13 protein-coding genes are annotated in these 19,886 nt (G+C 33.1%); 12 read left to right on the top strand and 1 reads right to left on the bottom strand.

Annotated features, from left to right (window positions below):
- The first annotated feature begins 166 nt into the window (after window positions 1-166).
- The 12 genes from AB1Z56_RS08850 to AB1Z56_RS08795 all read left to right on the top strand — a co-directional run bounded on the left by AB1Z56_RS08850 (window position 167) and on the right by AB1Z56_RS08795 (window position 16,482).
- Complete coding sequence (locus AB1Z56_RS08850) at window positions 167-1,219, top strand: YbjQ family protein (protein ID WP_426791771.1); 1,053 nt, start codon at window positions 167-169, stop codon at window positions 1,217-1,219.
- Window positions 1,220-1,228: 9 nt separating this feature from the next.
- Window positions 1,229-1,978 (top strand): GIY-YIG nuclease family protein, encoded by a 750-nt coding sequence (locus AB1Z56_RS08845; RefSeq protein WP_426791770.1) that lies wholly within the window; start codon window positions 1,229-1,231, stop codon window positions 1,976-1,978.
- Window positions 1,979-1,985: 7 nt separating this feature from the next.
- Window positions 1,986-2,738 (top strand): GIY-YIG nuclease family protein, encoded by a 753-nt coding sequence (locus AB1Z56_RS08840; protein WP_426791769.1) that lies wholly within the window; start codon window positions 1,986-1,988, stop codon window positions 2,736-2,738.
- Window positions 2,739-2,989: 251 nt separating this feature from the next.
- Complete coding sequence (locus AB1Z56_RS08835; RefSeq protein WP_426791768.1) at window positions 2,990-3,811, top strand: FRG domain-containing protein; 822 nt, start codon at window positions 2,990-2,992, stop codon at window positions 3,809-3,811.
- A 106-nt stretch (window positions 3,812-3,917) separates the two neighbouring features.
- Window positions 3,918-4,556 (top strand): hypothetical protein, encoded by a 639-nt coding sequence (locus tag AB1Z56_RS08830; protein ID WP_426791767.1) that lies wholly within the window; start codon window positions 3,918-3,920, stop codon window positions 4,554-4,556.
- A gap of 17 nt (window positions 4,557-4,573) precedes the next feature.
- Window positions 4,574-7,291: a P-loop NTPase fold protein gene (locus tag AB1Z56_RS08825; RefSeq protein WP_426791766.1), complete on the top strand. Its 2,718-nt coding sequence runs from the start codon at window positions 4,574-4,576 to the stop codon at window positions 7,289-7,291.
- Window positions 7,291-9,648, top strand: coding sequence for a hypothetical protein (locus AB1Z56_RS08820; protein ID WP_426791765.1), 2,358 nt, complete (start codon window positions 7,291-7,293; stop codon window positions 9,646-9,648). Before AB1Z56_RS08825 ends, AB1Z56_RS08820 begins: the two co-directional genes overlap by 1 nt.
- Before the next feature lie 11 nt (window positions 9,649-9,659).
- Window positions 9,660-10,949 (top strand): BT4734/BF3469 family protein, encoded by a 1,290-nt coding sequence (locus AB1Z56_RS08815; RefSeq protein WP_426791764.1) that lies wholly within the window; start codon window positions 9,660-9,662, stop codon window positions 10,947-10,949.
- 121 nt (window positions 10,950-11,070) lie between these two features.
- Window positions 11,071-12,819, top strand: coding sequence for a reverse transcriptase domain-containing protein (locus AB1Z56_RS08810; RefSeq protein WP_426791763.1), 1,749 nt, complete (start codon window positions 11,071-11,073; stop codon window positions 12,817-12,819).
- Between the two features lie 330 nt (window positions 12,820-13,149).
- Window positions 13,150-14,007 (top strand): hypothetical protein, encoded by an 858-nt coding sequence (locus tag AB1Z56_RS08805; RefSeq protein ID WP_426791762.1) that lies wholly within the window; start codon window positions 13,150-13,152, stop codon window positions 14,005-14,007.
- 260 nt (window positions 14,008-14,267) lie between these two features.
- A complete protein-coding gene (locus AB1Z56_RS08800; RefSeq protein ID WP_426791761.1) occupies window positions 14,268-15,344 on the top strand; it encodes a hypothetical protein in 1,077 nt (358 codons plus the stop codon).
- A gap of 25 nt (window positions 15,345-15,369) precedes the next feature.
- Window positions 15,370-16,482 (top strand): hypothetical protein, encoded by a 1,113-nt coding sequence (locus tag AB1Z56_RS08795; protein WP_426791760.1) that lies wholly within the window; start codon window positions 15,370-15,372, stop codon window positions 16,480-16,482.
- A 212-nt stretch (window positions 16,483-16,694) separates the two neighbouring features.
- Here AB1Z56_RS08795 and AB1Z56_RS08790 read toward each other — a convergent pair whose 3' ends face one another.
- Window positions 16,695-19,883, bottom strand: a complete 3,189-nt coding sequence (locus tag AB1Z56_RS08790; RefSeq protein ID WP_426791759.1) for an SIR2 family protein — start codon at window positions 19,881-19,883, stop codon at window positions 16,695-16,697.
- Window positions 19,884-19,886: the final 3 nt, after the last annotated feature.

Below are 19,886 nucleotides of genomic sequence, written 5' to 3'. Positions count from 1 at the left end.
TAAATCAGCTACGGTTTCCCATAACCTACCATTCATTCAACCCCATACCTTAGCCTTACAGTTTGTAATAATCTTGAAAGTTAATAGCTGTAAACATATTAATTCAGAATAAATAATGTATATTAGGCTTGGGTATTAACCTTGCCCGATTGAAAAGTAGCATGCCATGATAGTAACCACGACCAATTCCATCGAAGGGAGGGAGATTTCACGATATAATGATCCAATAGCTGCCAATGTTGTCATCGGCACCAATATCTTTAGCGATATAGGAGCGAGTTATGTAGATTTCTTTGGCGGTCGCTCTACCAGCTATGAGAAGAAGATGCAGGAAATGTACAAGCGGGTTACCGAAACGCTCAAGCAGCGTGCGCAGGCAATTCGTGCTGATGCTATTATTGGGCTTAGTGTAGATATCGACGAAATCTCAGGAAAGGGGAGTCAAATGTTTATGATTACTGCAGTGTGTACACCAGTACATCTTAAAGAGGTTGCTCGCGTTCCGATCGAGGAGCAAGATGATTTATTGGACGGCGAATTGATTCAGCAGAAGGTCCGAGCGGATATTATCCTAGAAAACTATAAGTCGGTAGAATCTATTAATAGAGAAACAGCTGAATTTATCGCTACATCAGGGCTAAGGGAATTTGAGCCACTTGTGTTCAAGGCGATGAATGAGGATTACGGTATAGAACAAACTCCAAAAGAAAAGCTGGAAATGCTATTTCGTTATTTTGATTACTTACCGAATGAGGAAGCCATTGCTATTCTTTATAACGCTTTATTAGAAGGCAATTTGACAACCTTACAAGTAAAACGTATCAATGCTATTATCACTTCATCTAATTTTATAGATTATTCAAAAGCTATTAACCTTTTAAATAGTAATGCACATGCAAGACGTATTGCACTGAAAATATTCTCTTTAGACAAAGATTGGTATTCAAAGGAAGATGTTACTATTCTGAAAAGTTTAGAAGGAAATGCTTTAGCCAAGTTCTTCCCAGAAATTGTACAAGTTGAGGAATCGAAAGGGATGTTTTCTAGCGGAAAAGAAGTGTGGCGATGCGAATGTGGTCATACAAATAAGCTTGACAACTTAAACTGTAGCTCGTGCACACGAGATAAGAGAGGTTTTGAAGAGAATAGTTTGAAACCGGAAGAGGTGCAAGGGAAGTTAAATAGGAAGTTAAAGATCATAGCCAGTTTTGAGTTTTAAACGAATAATATGAAAGAGTTTTTAGAAGGAAAGATATTTTCACTTGATAACGAGGAAATAATGCACCTTGGTGATCAGTCCATAGAAGTCGGAAATGTTATAAATGGGTTCAACAATAAGGTTGTGCAACTTCGATGTGAGAAACTAAATTTTGAATATGTTTATATAGCGTATGAACAAAAATTGGAGGGCTATGAATTACAATACTCCTTCTCAGAAGAAGATCATCGAGATACTATTTTAGGCTTCTGCTTTTTCATTTATAGAAAATTTCCAGCACAGAACCCAATAGAATTATACAACACATATATAGACCAAATGCGAAGCCTTTTAGGAAAACAAGGCTTTGACGTTGTGCTCCAAAGTGAACTAAACAAAATAAAAGAAGAATATGGACGGAGCATTCTAGTTCCCCAAGCTCCAACAATAAAACTGATTGATCTTGATCAAATTGATGTATACCGTGAAATGTTTGATTTTGTTCACATTGCGTTTGAAGCTGAAACGGATAAAAAATACGTTTATTTAATCTTCAACAAGAATAATGGATATTTTAAGATCGGTAGAAGTAAAAATCCTTTAAAAAGAGAAAAAACACTTCAAGCGGAAGAACCTCAAATTGCGCTGTTGAAAATCTGGGAGGGGGATGGTTCTTTTGAGAGATTCTTGCATAATAAATTTGATCAATATAGATTAAGGGGAGAATGGTTCAAATTGGGATTTAAAGAACTGTTCGAAATAAAAGAATTAAAATTATAAATTTTTAATGGGAAATATTGAGATGAACGAGTTTTATGATCTCATCTACGATCTTACTGACGAAGAGATAAAAGCCTACTCTAACAAGATTATTGACGTAGGTGCGGTTATTCGAGGAAGTCATAAGAAATGCTTTTTCATGATACCAGACGGTCTCCTTATTAACCTTTTCTACATTGGAGAAAAGGAGGAAATCAAAGGATTTCAATTACAGTTTGAATTTAAACAGGAGGATTGCAATAACATTATCTTGTTTTTCAGCTGGTTCATCGCGGGGGAGTTTCGGACGGAGAATGCCATTTTGCTTTATAATGGATATATTGACTTGCTGAGGAAATATTTGGAAAGCATAGGTTATAGCGTTATAACTAAATCCGATCTACTGGCGTTAGAGAAAAAATTTGGGGAAGGCGGTTTACTTGCTGCAAATGGTGTGTTTTTGAGAGATTTAAAAGAAATCGATTTTTATCGTGACCTGTTCAATTTTAATTATAGTTCATTCAGTGTAGAGTCGGGTAAACAATACGTTTATCTAATTTTTAATCAAAAAAATGGATATTTTAAGATAGGATTTAGTAAAAACCCACTGAAAAGAGAGAAGACGCTACAAGCTGAGGAACCGGAGATTGCTATTTTAAAAATTTGGGAAAAAGATATGTCATTTGAAAAATCATTACACAAAAGTTATTTTAAGCAAAAGGTAAGAGGGGAATGGTTTCGGTTTACGCTAACTGAACTTTGGGAATTGCGAGAAGCTTAATATTATTACAGTTTTATATTAAATAGCTCTATTTTTTATTATATTAGAAATAGGAATCAAATTGAAGCCAATTATTAAACCAAATGAATCACAAATTCATAAAAGAGGATATTAAAATATCGACGCATTTATTCTTAAATTCTCAGAAATGTATATTAAACAGCTGCACTTTTAGTCCTATGAGACAGTCTCTTTAATGATATTTTTATTGCTTTGAAATATGATTTGTTTGTAAATACTAGAAGTAAAATATGATTACTAAAATTATAAGTTCGATAACTCAATTTATTGATGAAGTAAAGTCAATAAATTTTAATACAAATTACTATGGACATAATTTATGGTTCAGGGCAGAAAACTCTAAATTTAATAAAACCTATCTCATACCAAACTTGTATCGAGAGTATATAACTGGACCCGCAGCTACAGTAGAATTTTATATAAAAGAATGGAATCTCAGAGCTACTTTCCGAAATGAAGCATATCCTTTTTTAAAGAAATTTGACCTTATAAATGATAATCTTGGAACAGCCTTCGTTATGCAGCATTATAGTTCACATACTAGACTTTTAGATTGGACGGAGAATTCACTAATAGCTTTATTTTTTGCTGTTGAGAATACTTATAGTAATAATGATGCTTTTATATGGGTATTAGATCCTTTTAAATTAAATTCATCAACAAATAAATTTGTAAGTGGCATTGACGTCGAAGAATTAAGATTATATCCCTCAATAGAGCCTGAGAAAGAAGTTTTGAGCTATTTTGATATTGATTTACTAAAGGCCAAGTCTAACGAAGTTAAGTATCCAATCGCGTTAAAACCATTTTATATCGATGATCGAATGAAAAGTCAAAATTCATGTTTTACTTTGTTTGGCCATGAACTGGATGGATTAAAGCTACATCCATTTGAGAGTGATTTTCTTAAGCAAATAGTAATTCCTTATGGGCACTTTAGACAGATTAAAAGGGATCTTTATCAATTAGGGATCTCTTATGATTCAATTTATCCAGGACTGGAGGGGATTTCGAAAAAAACGGTGTATGCTTTTGATGAATATTTTATCTGAAATAAAATAAATTAAAATTCAAAGCTGTGTAAAATAATTTATTGAATAATATTCGATTACCAATAAATTTTGATTATTTTACAGGAAACTAATCCATTATTAATTTATGAGGATTACAAGCCATCAATTTATAAAAACAAATCCAATAAAAAAGACAGATGAGAGATTGATTTTAGGAACTATTCATCCTCATGATGTAAGTTCATTTAAGCTTCCTTTTTTTTATGGAAATCGTAATAGTATTTGGAACATCTTTAGAGATGTTTTTCCTGAGGATTTACCTGAGATGTATTCAGTAGAAGATATTCAGAAATTGCTTTCGAACAAGAATATAGCTGTAAGCGATACTATTCTCCAATGTGAGAGATTAAGTAATAGTGCTCTGGATAAAGATCTTCGACCGATTCGTCTTAATTTAGATTTGATTGAAGACATAAAAAAATCTGCAATATCAAGGATATACTGTACAAGTGGTTTTGGTAAAAATAATGCATTTAGGTTGTTTTATGATGGAATACTTGGACTCAAACTGACGAGAGACATAAAGCAAGAAAAATCGGTTGTACTTCCAGTTGGTATTTTTGGTAGAGAGATTATTGTTTCATTATTACCTTCACCATCTGGTGCAGCTAATATCTCTTTATCTAAGTCAGTAGGATATAAATCCAGTTCTTTTTTCAATAGCCAATCGACTAGACCTGTATATGACTACAAAGTAAGTTTATACACTAAATTATTAAAATAAACATTTTGTTAATAGAAATGGAGCAAAAAGGAGACAATATATCTACAATTATACTTAATGAAAGTACTAATGCAAAAAAATTCGATTCGGACAATATCATTTATAAACAACAATTTAGGAGCGTAATATCGACTATTAACAATTTTGTCATTAAAGACTTAGATCCTGAATATGCGCACAATACAATAACTTTGTTAGGTACAAGGGGAAGTGGTAAGACTTCATTTTTATTAAGTATCAGGGAAAGCCTAAAAAAAAGTAAGGTAATTGAAGTTCTAAAGATTATTGATCCTACTTTGATTGAAGAAAAAGGACATGTTTTTCTTAATTTAATATCATCTGTTTGTGATATAGTTAAGGAGCATTTAAGTTCTTGTAGATGCAATCCAGATCAATTTGATCAAGAGATAGCAAATAAATGGAAGAAAAGTATCACCAAATTAGCCGCTGGACTTCCTTCGATAGATCATCTTTCAAGGGATTCAGAATTTGTTTGGCAGGATCCTGAGTATGTAATGGAAAACGAATTACGTGCGGTAGGGGCTGCACAAAATTTAAGTGACAATTTTAAATTGTTTTTAAAATTATCACTTGATATTTTAGGTAAAAATGCTTTTTTGGTTCTTTTTGACGACATTGATGTAGATTCGTCAAAAGGGTATGCTGTATTAGAAACGATAAGGAAGTATTTTACGACAGGTAAAATTATTACCGTTTTAAGCGGAGACTTTAAGCTCTACAATTCTTTAATAAGACAAAGTAAGTGGAGAAATTTTGGTGCCGAGATTATTCGTTATGAGGCTTCTCAGGAATATCGAGCTAATTCCAATGACAGTAGAATTAGTTATTATGATGATATGGTGACTGATTTGACTTCTCAATATCTTCTTAAAATAATGCAACCTCAATATAGGTATCAACTTGAAACTGTTTATAGTACATTAAACTCTACGAACAAGTTAGATATTAATGTACGAGTTGATAAAAATGGAATTTCTCTCTCTTTAGAAAAAACTCTTCAAAAAGTATTTTCTCAATTAGGGATAAATAATGGATATCAACTAGAAGGTCAAAACCATTTTTTATTAAATCAACCATTACGCACAATAGTACATTTCTTACAAAGAATCATTATATCTATCAATGAAGATGATGTAGAGTTAAATGATAAAGTAAATATAGTATCAGTCTTACTCTCCGATTTATATGAGAAAAATATTAATATAGAATCCATCGTTAATTCACCCAAATTTATTAACATCGAAATTCTAAAGCTCCTAGTGAGGGATGGGCAATTGAAAGAATTGTATCAACTTAGCCCGACATCCAGTGATAATAGTCTAAATGCAGGAGTATTTTCATTAAATATATTATTTTCAACAGCTATTAAGAAGTATAGATTTTTAATATTTGATTACTTAGTGCGAATTTCTTATTTAAGGAATGTAATTGATTATTATACAGAAGGTTATAGTTTAAAAAGTGGCATAGTAAAAGAAAGTGGTGTAATGAACGACTTAGTATTAAGGGATATCATGAATACACTTCAAGTTTATCACTTTTCTGCTAAAAATAAACAGAATAATGTTGTTTCTTTAATTAGCTTGCCTGGATTAAAGAAGATAAGTAAGAAGTCTGGTTTAGATAATCGTCTAGATGCGATTTTAGATAATAAAGATGTCTCTAGTGCTCAGAGAGTTATTGGGTATATACCATGTTTAGCAGGAGAGTATCTTTATTCAAACCAAAGCGAACTGTTCTATTCCTTTTACACTTTACTTTCAGCTATCGGAGAATTATTAAAACGATATGATTTGAGCGTAGATAAGGATACAAATTTAGAGCTTGCATTTAGTGAATTATCACAGATTAGATATTACTCCATGCAAGAAGAAGCTCCTAGTGATAATACAGGTGATGAGGATGAGAATGAAGACGAAACAGTATCATCAGAGAGAGAAGATGAAGACATAATTGTTTTGAGTAAAGTTGTAAATGAGTGGATGGAAGAATTTAATGAAAATCGTTTGTCTATACACCAACTAGGAAAGAGTTTTACACGCTTTTACGTTGGGTTATCCAACTTAATGAAGTCTCACAATGAGAAAAAACTAGGAAAGCTATTTCATCTCTGTGTAATTAATTTTATGAATTCAATCCTTATAGAAGATGTTAGAGAGAATCTTTCAACAGGTGCTTCTCAGGTTCTCGATTTGAATCACAGTAATATGGTTAAGTCCGAAAGTATATTCTTAGCCAATTTGAGTAAGATCATTGAAAGTAGAACGGATTACAGTGTAAAATTGAAGTTTTCGAAATGGATAATGAAATGTCCGCTTATTGTTGCCTATCTGGATGTGTCAAAAGCAGAGCTGATAGAAAAATTAAAAGAGTTTACTCTTTGTAGTTATTCTTTATATGCAAGTTTTAATGTTTTTGAATTGCTAGAAGAAGTTTTATTACAGCCTAAAAAGGAAGGAGGATCTTCTAAAGGTGGTAAACCAGCGAAATGGAAATCAGATGTTTCCTACATTAAGAAATCAAAGCGTAATGATTTAATAAAGCTACTGGAAAATGATGGTTTTGATATGGAGCTTTTTAAAGACCTGGGGTCAACTAAAAACGGATTAAACAACGATTTAATTCGAGAGCGTCTGCCATTTCTTCAAGAATCAGATCATATTAGAAATTTCAGGAATCATCTTAAAGAAATAAAATACTTCGGGGAAAAATAATGCAGAAATACCTTTTTGATGATATCGAGTCTTTAGAAAAATACTACTCGAGTGAATTTCTTGATATTAAACATATTGGCTTAAGTTCTTTTTTAAAAAAACGTGATGAGAATCGTAATCTGCCCGATCATTATTATAGATTGGAAAAGGAAGAGTTCTTCAGAGATGTAAATACTATTGCTGATTTATTTTTGGTAGTAATTCCAAAAATGGCAAACGAATTTCTGTCTATTGAGAGACGGAATATCTTTGTTAAAAATGACAAATTCTTCAATTGGCAGGAATATATTTGTCATATTTCTCCACTAGTGTTTGTTGCGCATAAGTTGGAGCCATATTTGGTAGAAGAATCTAATGGAACCGTCTTAAAGGATTTCTTTCATAGCTATATTTTAACGAACACGCAGAATACCTTTATGCCTAGGCCCAATGTAATACAACTAGATGCTAAGGCAAAAAGTTGGGGAGGTCTTCATGATTTACATATTCATTTAAATGGCACATTAGAAACCGATATAGTTTGGCAAGATTTATTGTCACATCCAGATAGAGTTCATAAAGAGCTAAAAAAATCCTTCGTTAACAAGGAGAAAGTATTAGAGCAACTGAAGCAAGAGTCCTTTTTATTGACCCCAGATAAATATACACATTTACTAAAAATAGCAGGAAGATTACGACAGTACTTTTTTATGTATTGTAAGCGTTCTAAATTACTTTCAGCTTTCTCTAATGAAGATTGTTTGCTAAATGGGATCCTGAGTAATGATAACATCGTTTTTAACGAGAATCAGGTATCCCATCCGTTTCTCGACTATATAGTACAGGGAGGAGTTGACTATAAGTATCCCCACTCAATAGAATGTTTGATGTACATTCTTGTTCTTAAGGAATTAAAAAGGAGTAAAGATCCTGTGTTGTCATCAATGTTTCATTTTTACAATTTGATACTAGGATTAAATAATAGGTTGTTGGTACAGCAAAAACATCAAAAGGGGTTTGAACAATTCCAAAAAATAACGCTCAATGATATTAGGCGATTTAGTGAATCTACATATTTCAGACGCTTCCACCAGTTAAATGGTAATAATAGAAATGATGTAAAATATATAGAAGGCAGAATTGCTCCTAAAAACAATGAAAAAGAATTACAATTATTAATAAAAAGCGTCACAGAAGGTTGGAATAAATTTACTGAATTTAAAGAAGAAGGGCAATCTAAAGATACCACACTAAAGCTGATAGTTCACTTTATAAAATCTAAGGAAGATTTATCAGCCTCATGGGTATTTAGGTTCGAAAAACTAAGAAAGAGTCTGCTTGCGCAAGCTCACGTGTTGAAGTTGTATTGGACGAAGAATTTTGATAACAAGAATATTTCAATCGTAGGTATTGATGCCGCGTCTAGTGAGTTTGATACGCCTCCTGAAGTATTTGCACCTGTATTTAGAATACTTAGAAGAGCAGGAATAAAGCGTTTTACATTTCATGCAGGAGAAGATTTTCATCATATTCTAAGCGGTATCAGAGCGATTTATGAAGCCATAAATTTTTGTGAATTAAAAAATGGGGATAGAATAGGGCATGCTACCGCTTCTGGTTTGTCAACAGAGCTTTGGTGTAGCGAAGTTGGTGATCAAATTTATATGAGAAAAGGTGACTACCTAGATGATTTAATTTTTTCATATCATTTTATCCTAACAGATAGCATTGATGAGTTAAAGCCCCAGTTATCACATTTAATTACAAAAATTCAAGGATTGGCCTTTGACGTGTACAATAACTTCTACGCTATTGGTGTCCTAGAACAAGCCTGGTTGTTGCGGGCTGCTTGTCCTTTACATATGGAAGATGAGTCTTCCTTCTTACATGGAAACTTCAGCTCAGATGAACATACTTTTTCGAAAAATCTTATGAAGACGTATAAACAAGCAGAAGCGATTTATAAAATGTATCATACAAGTGATGTTAAGAATAATCGAGACGTTGTATTAAGAATTAATCCAGTAGAATTTTTTTCTGCATCTGACTTAGAGCTAATCCAAAAAAAAATGCTTAAATATATGAATAAACGGGAAATTGTAATTGAAACTCTTCCTACAAGCAATGTCCGCATAGGCATACATAAGAACTTCAGTACATATCATTTGTACAATTGGATAAAGTGGGAGAAAGAAGGATTTAGTATACCACCTATAGTTATCGGTACTGATGACGCGGGAATCTTTGCAACGAACATCTATAATGAGTATGCGAGTGTTTATTTGATGCTTATTCAGTATCATAATTTTTCTCATTCGGAGGCGATAGAAGTTATTTCCAAGTTAAATGAGAATAGCTTAGTTTATCGCTTTACTTAATTAAAAACTTCATGTCTAATCCTTTAGAAAAACTAGTGTTTTACCAAGATGGAGTTTATGGTGGAAATAATAAAGAAACGACTGTTAGGGAGGTTTTGACGGCAATTAAAAAAGGTAAGTATAGGACAAATGTTGATTACCTTCGAGACATTTTATCCAAAGGAGATCGTAAGGGCTATGATCGAGAAAAGAAAAATCTTCCCGCTGTAACATTTGGCGCAACCTTTCATAAGAAAAGAAATACCAACGATGTCAAGAGTTATACGAATTTACTTGTACTCGATATTGATGATTTGGGCAATGAGGGCAATGTTGTTGCAGTTGAAAGTTTTTTACATAAAGATAAATATGTTATATCTTGTTGGAGATCTCCATCAAATTTTGGATTGAAAGGAATTATGTATTTGGAATATAAAACGGATTTCCCATTAGAACAAGCAGCTTATTTTCATCAAAGTGCTTTTGTTGAAGTAGAAAAATATTTTGAAAGCACGTATGGGATAGTCTTAGATAACTCAGGAAAAGATGTAGTAAGAATGTGTTTTCTCTCTTACGATAGTAGGCTCTACTATAATAAGAACTTCGAAAAATTTCAAGTTTCGATATCTCCTACTATCAAAACAAAAACAAAGAATAGAAAAGTACTATCTCCTTCTGATTCAGCTGTGGAACGAGATGTGTTGTATAACCCTAAAGGCAAGAATAAGTCTCAGGATAGAAAAATAATAGGTCAAATAATCAAATTTTTGGGAAAGCGTGATTTGTCAATCACTCGTAACTATAATGACTGGTCAAACGTTGCGCGAACCATTGCTTGTTGTTTTACCTTTGATATCGGACTTAAGTATTTTCAAGCATTAAGTATGCAGGATGTGAAGGTTTATGATGCGGACGAGTGTAGACTATTTCTTAGAGAGCGATATTTAGATACTAGAACTCAATTTTCGTTAGCAACAATGCTATATCTAGCTAATAAACAAGGGTATAGTGGTAGGGGGGTAGATTTAAATAGAAGAAAGATAAAGGATGTGATAAAATATTTAGACAAAGAAAAGCTTTCCATTACTTCTTCCTATAGTGACCGGAAAGAGATTGGAAAAACAATCGCTCAGATATTTGAGTATAAATTAGGAATTAAGTATTTTAAGTTGTTAAATAGACAAAATGTAGTCAACTATGACGAATTAGAGTGTGAAATCTTTTTAAAAGAATTATATTTAGACAAATATGAAGGATATACAATTGAAGTAATATTGAGATTGGCAAAAGAAAAAGGTTATAAAAAAGAGGTGAAGTACTAAAGACGGCGAATGAACCGAAAGGTAAAGGGGTCGTAAGTATTAACAGTTTTTTCTTATCAAAAAATGTTTAGAATGGTTTATTTAGCTGAGTACTATACATCGGGTACTTCCCTCTTTTTTTATGGAATTTTCTGAATACTACAGCCATGGTGCAATTTTCACGATGCTTTGTAAGCTTCGTTGTAAAGTTGCTTTCAAGAGAAATAAAAAACACTATTACTTTGATCATCTTAAAGATCAGAAGATCAAGGATAATGATGACGATTTATTCCTGATGTCTTTGTTTCCCCCTAGAAGGAAATGGTTAAAGCTAAAACCCTCGCTGAGAAACGACGAAAAAGGGGTGGCAAAAACTTCAACTGAGCGTAATATGCTTAGCCTTAAATTAACTGTAAAATATTTAAGAGTTAACGAACCATCATCAGCGTTTTTGAAAAGATTGGACTTTTATATTGAAAGGATACAGGAATATTTTTCCAAAGGTAGTATAACTTTGGAAAAACCGAATATCATACCTGTTTTGAAGGGGAAAAAGAAAACACATGGTGAAGTAAATATTTGCAGGCCTCTATCCACTTACGGTTTAACTGAAAAAATTATATTATCTATCACTAATAAATTTGCTGTAGACATATTTGATAATCTTTTTAATAAATGTGGGTATGCCTTTCGGGCAAAAAAGAAAATTGGGAGAGAGTTTAGAGCTCCAAATCACCTTGATGCTTTTCGAGAGATCATAGATTTCAAAGCAAAGTATCCAAACCAAATAGTCTGGGGTGCAGAATGTGATATGAGTAAATTCTTTGATACCGTGAATCATTCTTTTGTTATAAAACGATTCGACCAATTTATTAGGCAGAAGTATTTTAGGAAATATAGACAGGAAGATTTGAGTCTTTTGCGGCATATTCTGAAGGAATATCTCAGGTCATATACTTTTAGTAAGCATGTTCGCTCAATAAGTAGCGACCAAGATTATTTCAAACAGCATCAAATTAAAAACGGAAAATTTGATTGGGTTGATAAGGAGTTTCTATTAGAAGGCTTTTACACCAATCTTAATAAAACTAAAATAGGTATACCACAAGGTGGCGCCTTATCCGGCTTTATCGCCAACCTATTGCTCCATGATGCAGATTGCAAGGTTATCAAAGAATTGGATAAAGACTCGCTTTATTTACGGTTTTGTGATGATATGATCATCCTAAGTCTTAATAAGGAGACCTGTGAAAGAAGTTATATCGCTTATACGGATTCTCTTAGAAGGAATAAACTAATAGTTCATAAACACGTAGGCCCACATTTTGAAAACCTTAAGAATTTCTGGGATAGTAAATCCAAGCTATGTTATAAATGGGCTTCGGATGAGACCAAAAATACCTACTGGGTAGGTTTTGTAGGGCTGGAGATAAATTTTTTGGGGGAGATCAGGATAAGAAGATCTACATTAAAGAAAGAGTTGCAGAAGCAGGCAGATTTGATGTTAGAGATGAAAAGGCTTCTCAAAAATGAAAAAAGGAAAAGTTCTCCTTCTTCTATATTAGGATCGCTCCAAAAGCGATTGATATCCATGTCAGTAGGACGCGTAGATCTATGGAATTATGAGAAATATCCTAACGAGATGTCTTGGACAAAGGGATTTACAATAATAAATGACAATGTTCACTCAAGGAATCAACTGAAAAGTTTAGATCGTAGACGCAGCTTAAAAGTTCATAAACTCAAAAAGTTTATTAAAAGAAAATATCCTGAGGAAAAAGCTTCAGAAGATAAAGATCAAGACGGCGATACAGAGGAGACTAGATTTCAGATAAAACACTATGGCAAGCCATTTAGCTATTATTATAATGTACTAAAAAAGCGAAATTAAATGCTGTCGTATAAAATATGCGTATTCCCATTTGGGAACCCAAGTCAATATATACTTGGTATCCAATTTTGTGAGCTTTATACGCATGAAAATATTTGTAAAGATTGATTTCTGGCAATGGGCCAACAGCCCATTTATCAAGAAAAAGACGCCTGATAAAAACGGACAGTTTGGCACCTTTTAAAATGATAGGGGATAGCTAATAGCGGAATCTAAAATAATACGCTTGAAAATAGCCTCTTTCCCGAACCTGGATTTTATTTTGGACGCGCTACTGACATAAAATAAGTAATAAAGCTATATTTCATTTTAACTATAAAATTTTTAAACATGCCTGCATTTAAAGGAATTAATTTAAGATCAGGAGATATTGCAGAACAACTAGGCTTATTCCTTTTGCAATCACTCGCCCTTGTAGCGCCAATTCCAAGAACAGAAGATATAGGTGTTGATGCCGTTGTTACTCTTTTAAGGAAATTTGATAAGAAAAAATTTATTGCTGAAGATAGTTTTTTAATCCAAATTAAATCTGCTTCGGAAGAGAGAATTATCTATAACAACGATCAGGTAGAGTGGATTAAAAGTTTGGAACTGCCTTTATTCTTCGGGCTTGTTAATCGGCAGACTTCATCAATACAAATATTTAGTACTCACGCATTGACAGATGCAATTGTAACCAACCCTGAATTTAAAACTTTAGAAATGGTTTTCAACGAAATTTATGAGGGAGATTTAGGTACTGTAGATGATAATCTTAAATTACCAATGGGTCCTGAAATTCTTCAATGGTCAATTCAAGATTTGCAAAATAATGATTTTCAAGAGAATTTTTTTAACCTTTTAAAAACCCATATAAAAATTTCATTAAAGGGAATTGAAACCCGTAAAATTGGGTATGCGGAATTAGTTCAATGGAAATCTGGGGAAATGCCACATGTTTGGGCTCGTAAATTAAAGGGTATTAAATCTAAGGAGATCCTTGATGAAAAAATAAGCCCCGCATTCACTATGTTTTTAAATGATTTGATTTTTAATAAAGATCTTTTTATGACTCGATCATTATATAGATTGACTGAAAAAATTCTTGAAGGTGAAAAGCATTTTGAAATTATTGACGGCGAAAGAAAACTTATTAAGTGGACTGCTTCAGATATTCTTAAAAATTTTAGAGACAATTCTAGTGAATAATTTTTTTCTCAAATTTAAAACAGAATGGATATTAAAGATATATTGTTTAAGGGTTTGGGTGTTGTATTTTATTTAACCATTACCTACCTTTATATAAAACTATATTAACCAAATAAATAGCTATTATATAACTTGATGTACAGAAATTTACTTGCTAATTGCATGCGCAAGGTATATTAATACCTATGTTCTGCTTTAGTAAGGACTTTGGAATATTCGATTTTGTATAATTTAAAAAACCTTAATAACCATATTTAACCATGAAAAAATTAACCATGATCCTTTTATCGTGTTTGCTGTTGGGATGTATTAGTCCTTCTGAAAATCAGATTGCAGTAAATTCTAAAATTGGAGACTCCAACAAGCGTTTTATCGATAAAACGCTAAAAGAATTTTCACTAGCTAAGAAAGAATTTCAATTAACAAACAGTAATACTTCCGAGATAGGCAAAAGTGTCAATCTTTATGATGAACTGTTAGCATTGTTCGATCCCGATAATTTTAGCTGTGGATGCGATGACGAATTAAAGAATAAGCTAAAAAAACTTAAACCTGCTAATAAAGATAAGGCCGGTTTTATACCAGCTGATGTAACTAAAAACGTTTATTACGCTGATAATGTTATCTTATTGGATAAATCAGGTAGCAGCATTCTAGCACATGGATTCCAGTACAAATCGGGAACTGCGGTTTCAAAATTACTATTTGCCAGAAACGCCCCTACGGTAAAAAATTTCAATGAATCTGATTTCATTGAAAAAAATCCTAAAACATACAATAGCTTTTTCTACACTGTTGACTGTTCAGGTTATTTATCAGCTGCAATTTCGGTGGCTGGTGGGGTCGGTAAGAATGCTCTTAAGAGTTCTGCATCTGCAGCACAAACGAAAGACAAGTCGTTGCTTGTAATTAATGGAGTAATGTATTCAACCTTATATCAGGCTTTCAAAGGGGAGGGGGTTTTTAAGGGAAATAGTAGGGAAGTAATGACCAGTCGTATAGAGACATTGTTAGCGATTATTTCTGAAATTCCGCCATTGCAAAGAATACCTGGTACAGAGATCATCATTAATGCCAACTACAGAATTATTATTACATCAGATTCTGGAACGTCAAGTTTCAATGGAGAAGCGAAATTAGTTGCAAACGGCGGATTCTCTTTCGGAGCTGGAAGTGTCTCTGCGGAAGGAGAGGGAAAAGGAAGCGTATCCCGTAAAAGTAACTTTTCCAGTTTTAAAACCTATATCATTGAAGAAAATGTCGGTGCAGTTCCGCAGACCATAACCTATACAGATTTGACAACGTTAATTTCTGATTTGCAATCCAAAATTAAATAACCAACTACTGAAAAAAAACTTGATTATGAAAATTAAATTGTTAATATTATCATTTATTACCATTGCATCTTACAATGCATTCGGACAACGAATTGATGAATTTAAAAAGTATTTTACCGGCAAAGACGAAATTACTACGATCTCTGACATAAAGACTAAAAATGACTTTGACCAAACCAATATGTCACCTGCAGAAATTGATGAGAAGATCCAAAAGATGCTTGACGAGCCAGTTGCTGATTTAGATATTCCAATCAATAGTGCGAAATTAATTCATTTGGGCAAAAATAACCCTTTAAAAGTTATTGATCTTGACTCAACAAGCTTCGCCCGAGATATGCCAATGATCAATAAGGATTTAGAAATATTTTCATATGACGGAGTGTTTATTTTGGTTCCGGATAAATCTCCCAAAAATTTACTCAATATTTTTTTTACGGCTAGGGCTTTACAGATTCTTAAGGTAAAATATCCTCAAGCATATTTGTATCTTATCGCCCCTGATCAGGTAGAGCTGGGATATAAGAAACTCAAACCTGGAGAATATCGTCCAATTCTAAATAAGATAACCCCAATTATTTCTTTTGATAAGTCCCCTACAAAAATCGCGGGTAGCCTTTGGAATATGGTATGGGCAAAGGAACCTACAAGACTATACGAAGGTGTCAAGAATTTTGAAAATAAATTCAATGCTTTAACTTCAATTAACTACGAAACCGATAGGCCTAAAGAGATTTATCAGAAGAACGATACACTTGATAATTACTATTTCTATCTTCGGGAAGGTTTATTGGAATCGATAGTACATGAGTTTACACATCACTATATATCTAATTTCAGGAACTTTGATAAAAAAGCAAATTTTATATATAATAAAAGATATGATTTGCAGGATAAAACTTTTTCTTTTGATGCTGAAGAAGCTATTGTTATCAATACAACCGAAAGTTATTTTGTTAAGGTAGGTGGGTTATCAAAAAAACTCATAAACTTTAATTTGGCAATTAAATATAAGGATAAAAAAGAAAAGCTTATAAATATGGATATTCCAATCAACAAAGAGCGTTTTGAAAAGTTAAAGGAATTATCAAATGCATCTACATTTGATGGGGTTTATCGACTTGATTTTTATAAATAGACAGGTAAAGACATCCCTATTTTAGCTCTGTGAGCTATCTTAAAAGCCAAGAAATGCTGATAGATCATTAATAAAACAAATAAACTTCGAGGCCCTTTTCCTATGGGAAAAGGCCTCGAAGTCTACACTATATTTCTCATTTTCAATGGTTAACGGTCTGATTTTTAGTAGACCAGAGGGATAGAAACAATTGATCTACCTTCTTCAAGAATTTAAATAAAATACCTATAATCATAGGTAATACCTTCCCTCTTAGAAAGAAGCTTCCCAATACGTGCGATATCATTTGAAGAACTTACAGTTGCAGGCAGCTGACTGTATAAGTCAAATGAATTCCAGTTTACTTTAGTCAATCCTAAAATTTCATTGGCAATTGTTCCTATGTTGGAATTACCGTGATGTTTGATTATCTTTAGTGGACCTGGTATGAATCTACCACCTAGATAATATTTTCGATAGTTACTTTGTACAGAGGTAACAACACCATGTGTCCATAGCAGAGCGCTATATTTGCTTAACAATATACAAGTTCCACGTTTAACAGCATAGCCATCAATATTAGCTCTTCCTTCGTTATCCACAATACTGGCTAGAAATCTCATGTTTTCTTCAAAGTTGATTTCTATAAGATCCAATTCTTCTATACCATTTCCTAGCAGACTATCTTTTAAGCCATTTAATTCGTCATTTGTATAAAATGTTCGTTTATGGATTACTACGCGTTTTGGCAATTTTTCCATTGTTTTATAGAATAGGTCCCGAATAGAAACACCAAAACTATAGGCATCATCATAAGACAAGTGCGGACTTTTTTGATGATCCCAAAAAATCTCATCTTCAACTTTGGAAAGTTTGTATTTGAGGCCTTGCCCTTTCGAATTGTATATATGGCTACAACCAACCATGATTTCACTATTTTTTCCTTTTCCAGCCAGGCTATACCCGATACCAGCAAAAGCAGTTTCTGGATCAAGATTTTGTAATACCCATGGGGTCCGCATAGACTTTACGAAATAGGATAAGGCTAGCCACCAATTAATCTGACAGGACAATTCTTTATCTTCAACTGTGCTCTGTAAAATGAATTGGGTTGCGATACCTTTCTCAGCACAATACGCTTTAATAAAGTCATGCAAATCAAAACTTTCATTATCTATGTCATAATCTAGGTAATAGAGCCATCTTGTCGGAATGCATATTACCATCACTTTATCTGAACGATCTCTTGAAAGAAAATTGATACGGTCTATAATTTTGTCTCGCAAATCTAAGATCGTAAATTTGATATCCGCTCCAATTTTAGGTTCAAGACATATAGACCAATTGTCATCCGCAACATCAGGAATTTCCAGCGATGAATTAAAGGCATCGTAGAATCCGGGGTAGTCTATTAAATAATCAATATTCTTTTTATTAGAGCTAATTTTTGTGTTTTGAAGCTTAAGGAATGTACTGAAAAGATCAGTTTCCTCTCGGGGGCAGATAACGGCTAGCTGTATTTTATTTTTTAAGAACACATCTTTTGTCGGATCGTCATAAGGTTTATTTTTTGCTACACCGCGCATGGGATGGAAATCTCGAGGCTGTTTGGACGTACTATCGTGTTTGTTACTAAACAGCAATAAAGGTTCAGGATATTGAATTCCTTTAAATTTAAATAAATTATAAGGGACATTACATTTGCTTAAATCAATAGTGCCATACTGAGCAGATGAGTCCATTATTTTTGCAAAAGCAGGACTTTTGTCAATTTTAAAAATAAATCCAGTACCTGAGTCCAATGGAAATTCTAAATTCAAAGTTTTTTCCTCTGAATTTAGCAATCGTCTTCTCCAATCGTTAAGATAATCATTAAACTCTTTATTGCGCATTTTTTCGAAATATTGTCTTCCGACTTCCTGCCTGACGTCATTGGACACAATTACTTCTGGGTCTGATGAAGTTACTTTAAAGTCAGGCATTAAAGACATATACATTCTAGTATTGTCTGACACAATCGAAAGTCGAATTGCTTTATGAGTTAAATACAGAGTATTGTTTAACATCCGCGCGGTATCATGTTTGTAAAACCAGAGTAGGTCTTTATTATTGGTTTGTAGATTGAATTTCTTGGCAAACAATTGGGTTAAAGCAGATAGCATTAAAGAACTCAGAACCGAACTTCTACGTACATCTGAATGCTCTAAATGAACGCGTGTAATTTTTCCGAGCATTCTTGAACCAAAACAACTATTGATATCAGCTGTCTTACCCATGGCCCAAACGTACTTTTTAAAGGGAACCGCGACAATATCGTAATCTTTTGTTACGCATTTTAGTAATTCCCATGCACCTATTCCTACGTCATATTTGATTTCAAACTGATAAATATCTTGTGGTAATTCTATAGGAAACAAGTTGCTCTTAACTATAGAATTCGTCCATCTAACGTCTATAGTAAATGGTGTTCTATGTTCCTTTGGCTCTTGTTGTAAGAACACGGCGTATTTTGAGGCCAGGTCAGGATATATTTTATTACTAATTTTGCATAAACTCAACATTAACTTATCGAATCCATCAGTTGGGATATAATAGGCGATACGATTGTTCTCTCTAGCAACTTCAATCAGCTTTTTTACTTTTTCAGGTATGTTTCTGCCGTAGCCACACCAATATAAGCGACCTCCTCCTTTTTGGCTGTAGCTTTCCATTAAGGCATCCATAATAGAATCGTCACGCCCACTGTATCCAGAGATAATTAAATGTTTATTTTTTATATATTCGATTAAGTGCTTTCGAAATGTTGCATCTTGAGTTTTAAGTTCTTCTTCTGTATTCTTTAAATTGCCATATTTATAATCACCATGAAGTTTTATAAGCAGCAATTCCTTTCGATTGTCTGCTCTAAATATCCGTTCTACGGTGTCTAAGCTTACATTAATTAGTGTATTATTAGTTATACTGGTGGCACCTTGGACAAGATCGTCAAAATTAGTTGTCCAAATCGTATCGATTATCCCTGCTTCATGGAGTTGGCAGCAAAGCTTATATCCAATGGAAGGTGTCTTCTTTTCACAAATACTTTGGAAAAATAAACGGATGTCATCTTTAATGAAAAAACAATTTTCAACATAAAAGCTATATTCTGATGGATCATCCAAAGGAGGGTAACCTCCTTGGTTATCAAGCCAATTTTGTATAAAGGTTCGAACGTGTTCAGATTTTAGATCCAAATCTACACTTATATCTTTGGGGCCACTTGTTGAATATATCTTTTTTTTCCATTCCCATATACAATCATAAGCTGAAGGTATTCCCGAGTTTATGGATGCTCCAGCACCCAGAAAGATCGAAAAGGAATGGTTAAAGCTTACATCGATTGATCGGATAAATTGGTCGTATTCTAAATAATAATTAATCATAAA

This window comes from Sphingobacterium sp. WOUb80, assembly GCF_050058145.1.
Lineage (GTDB): Bacteria > Bacteroidota > Bacteroidia > Sphingobacteriales > Sphingobacteriaceae > Sphingobacterium.
The sequence above is the reverse complement of the archived record's forward strand: the minus strand, read 5'-3'. Positions and strand labels throughout refer to the sequence as shown.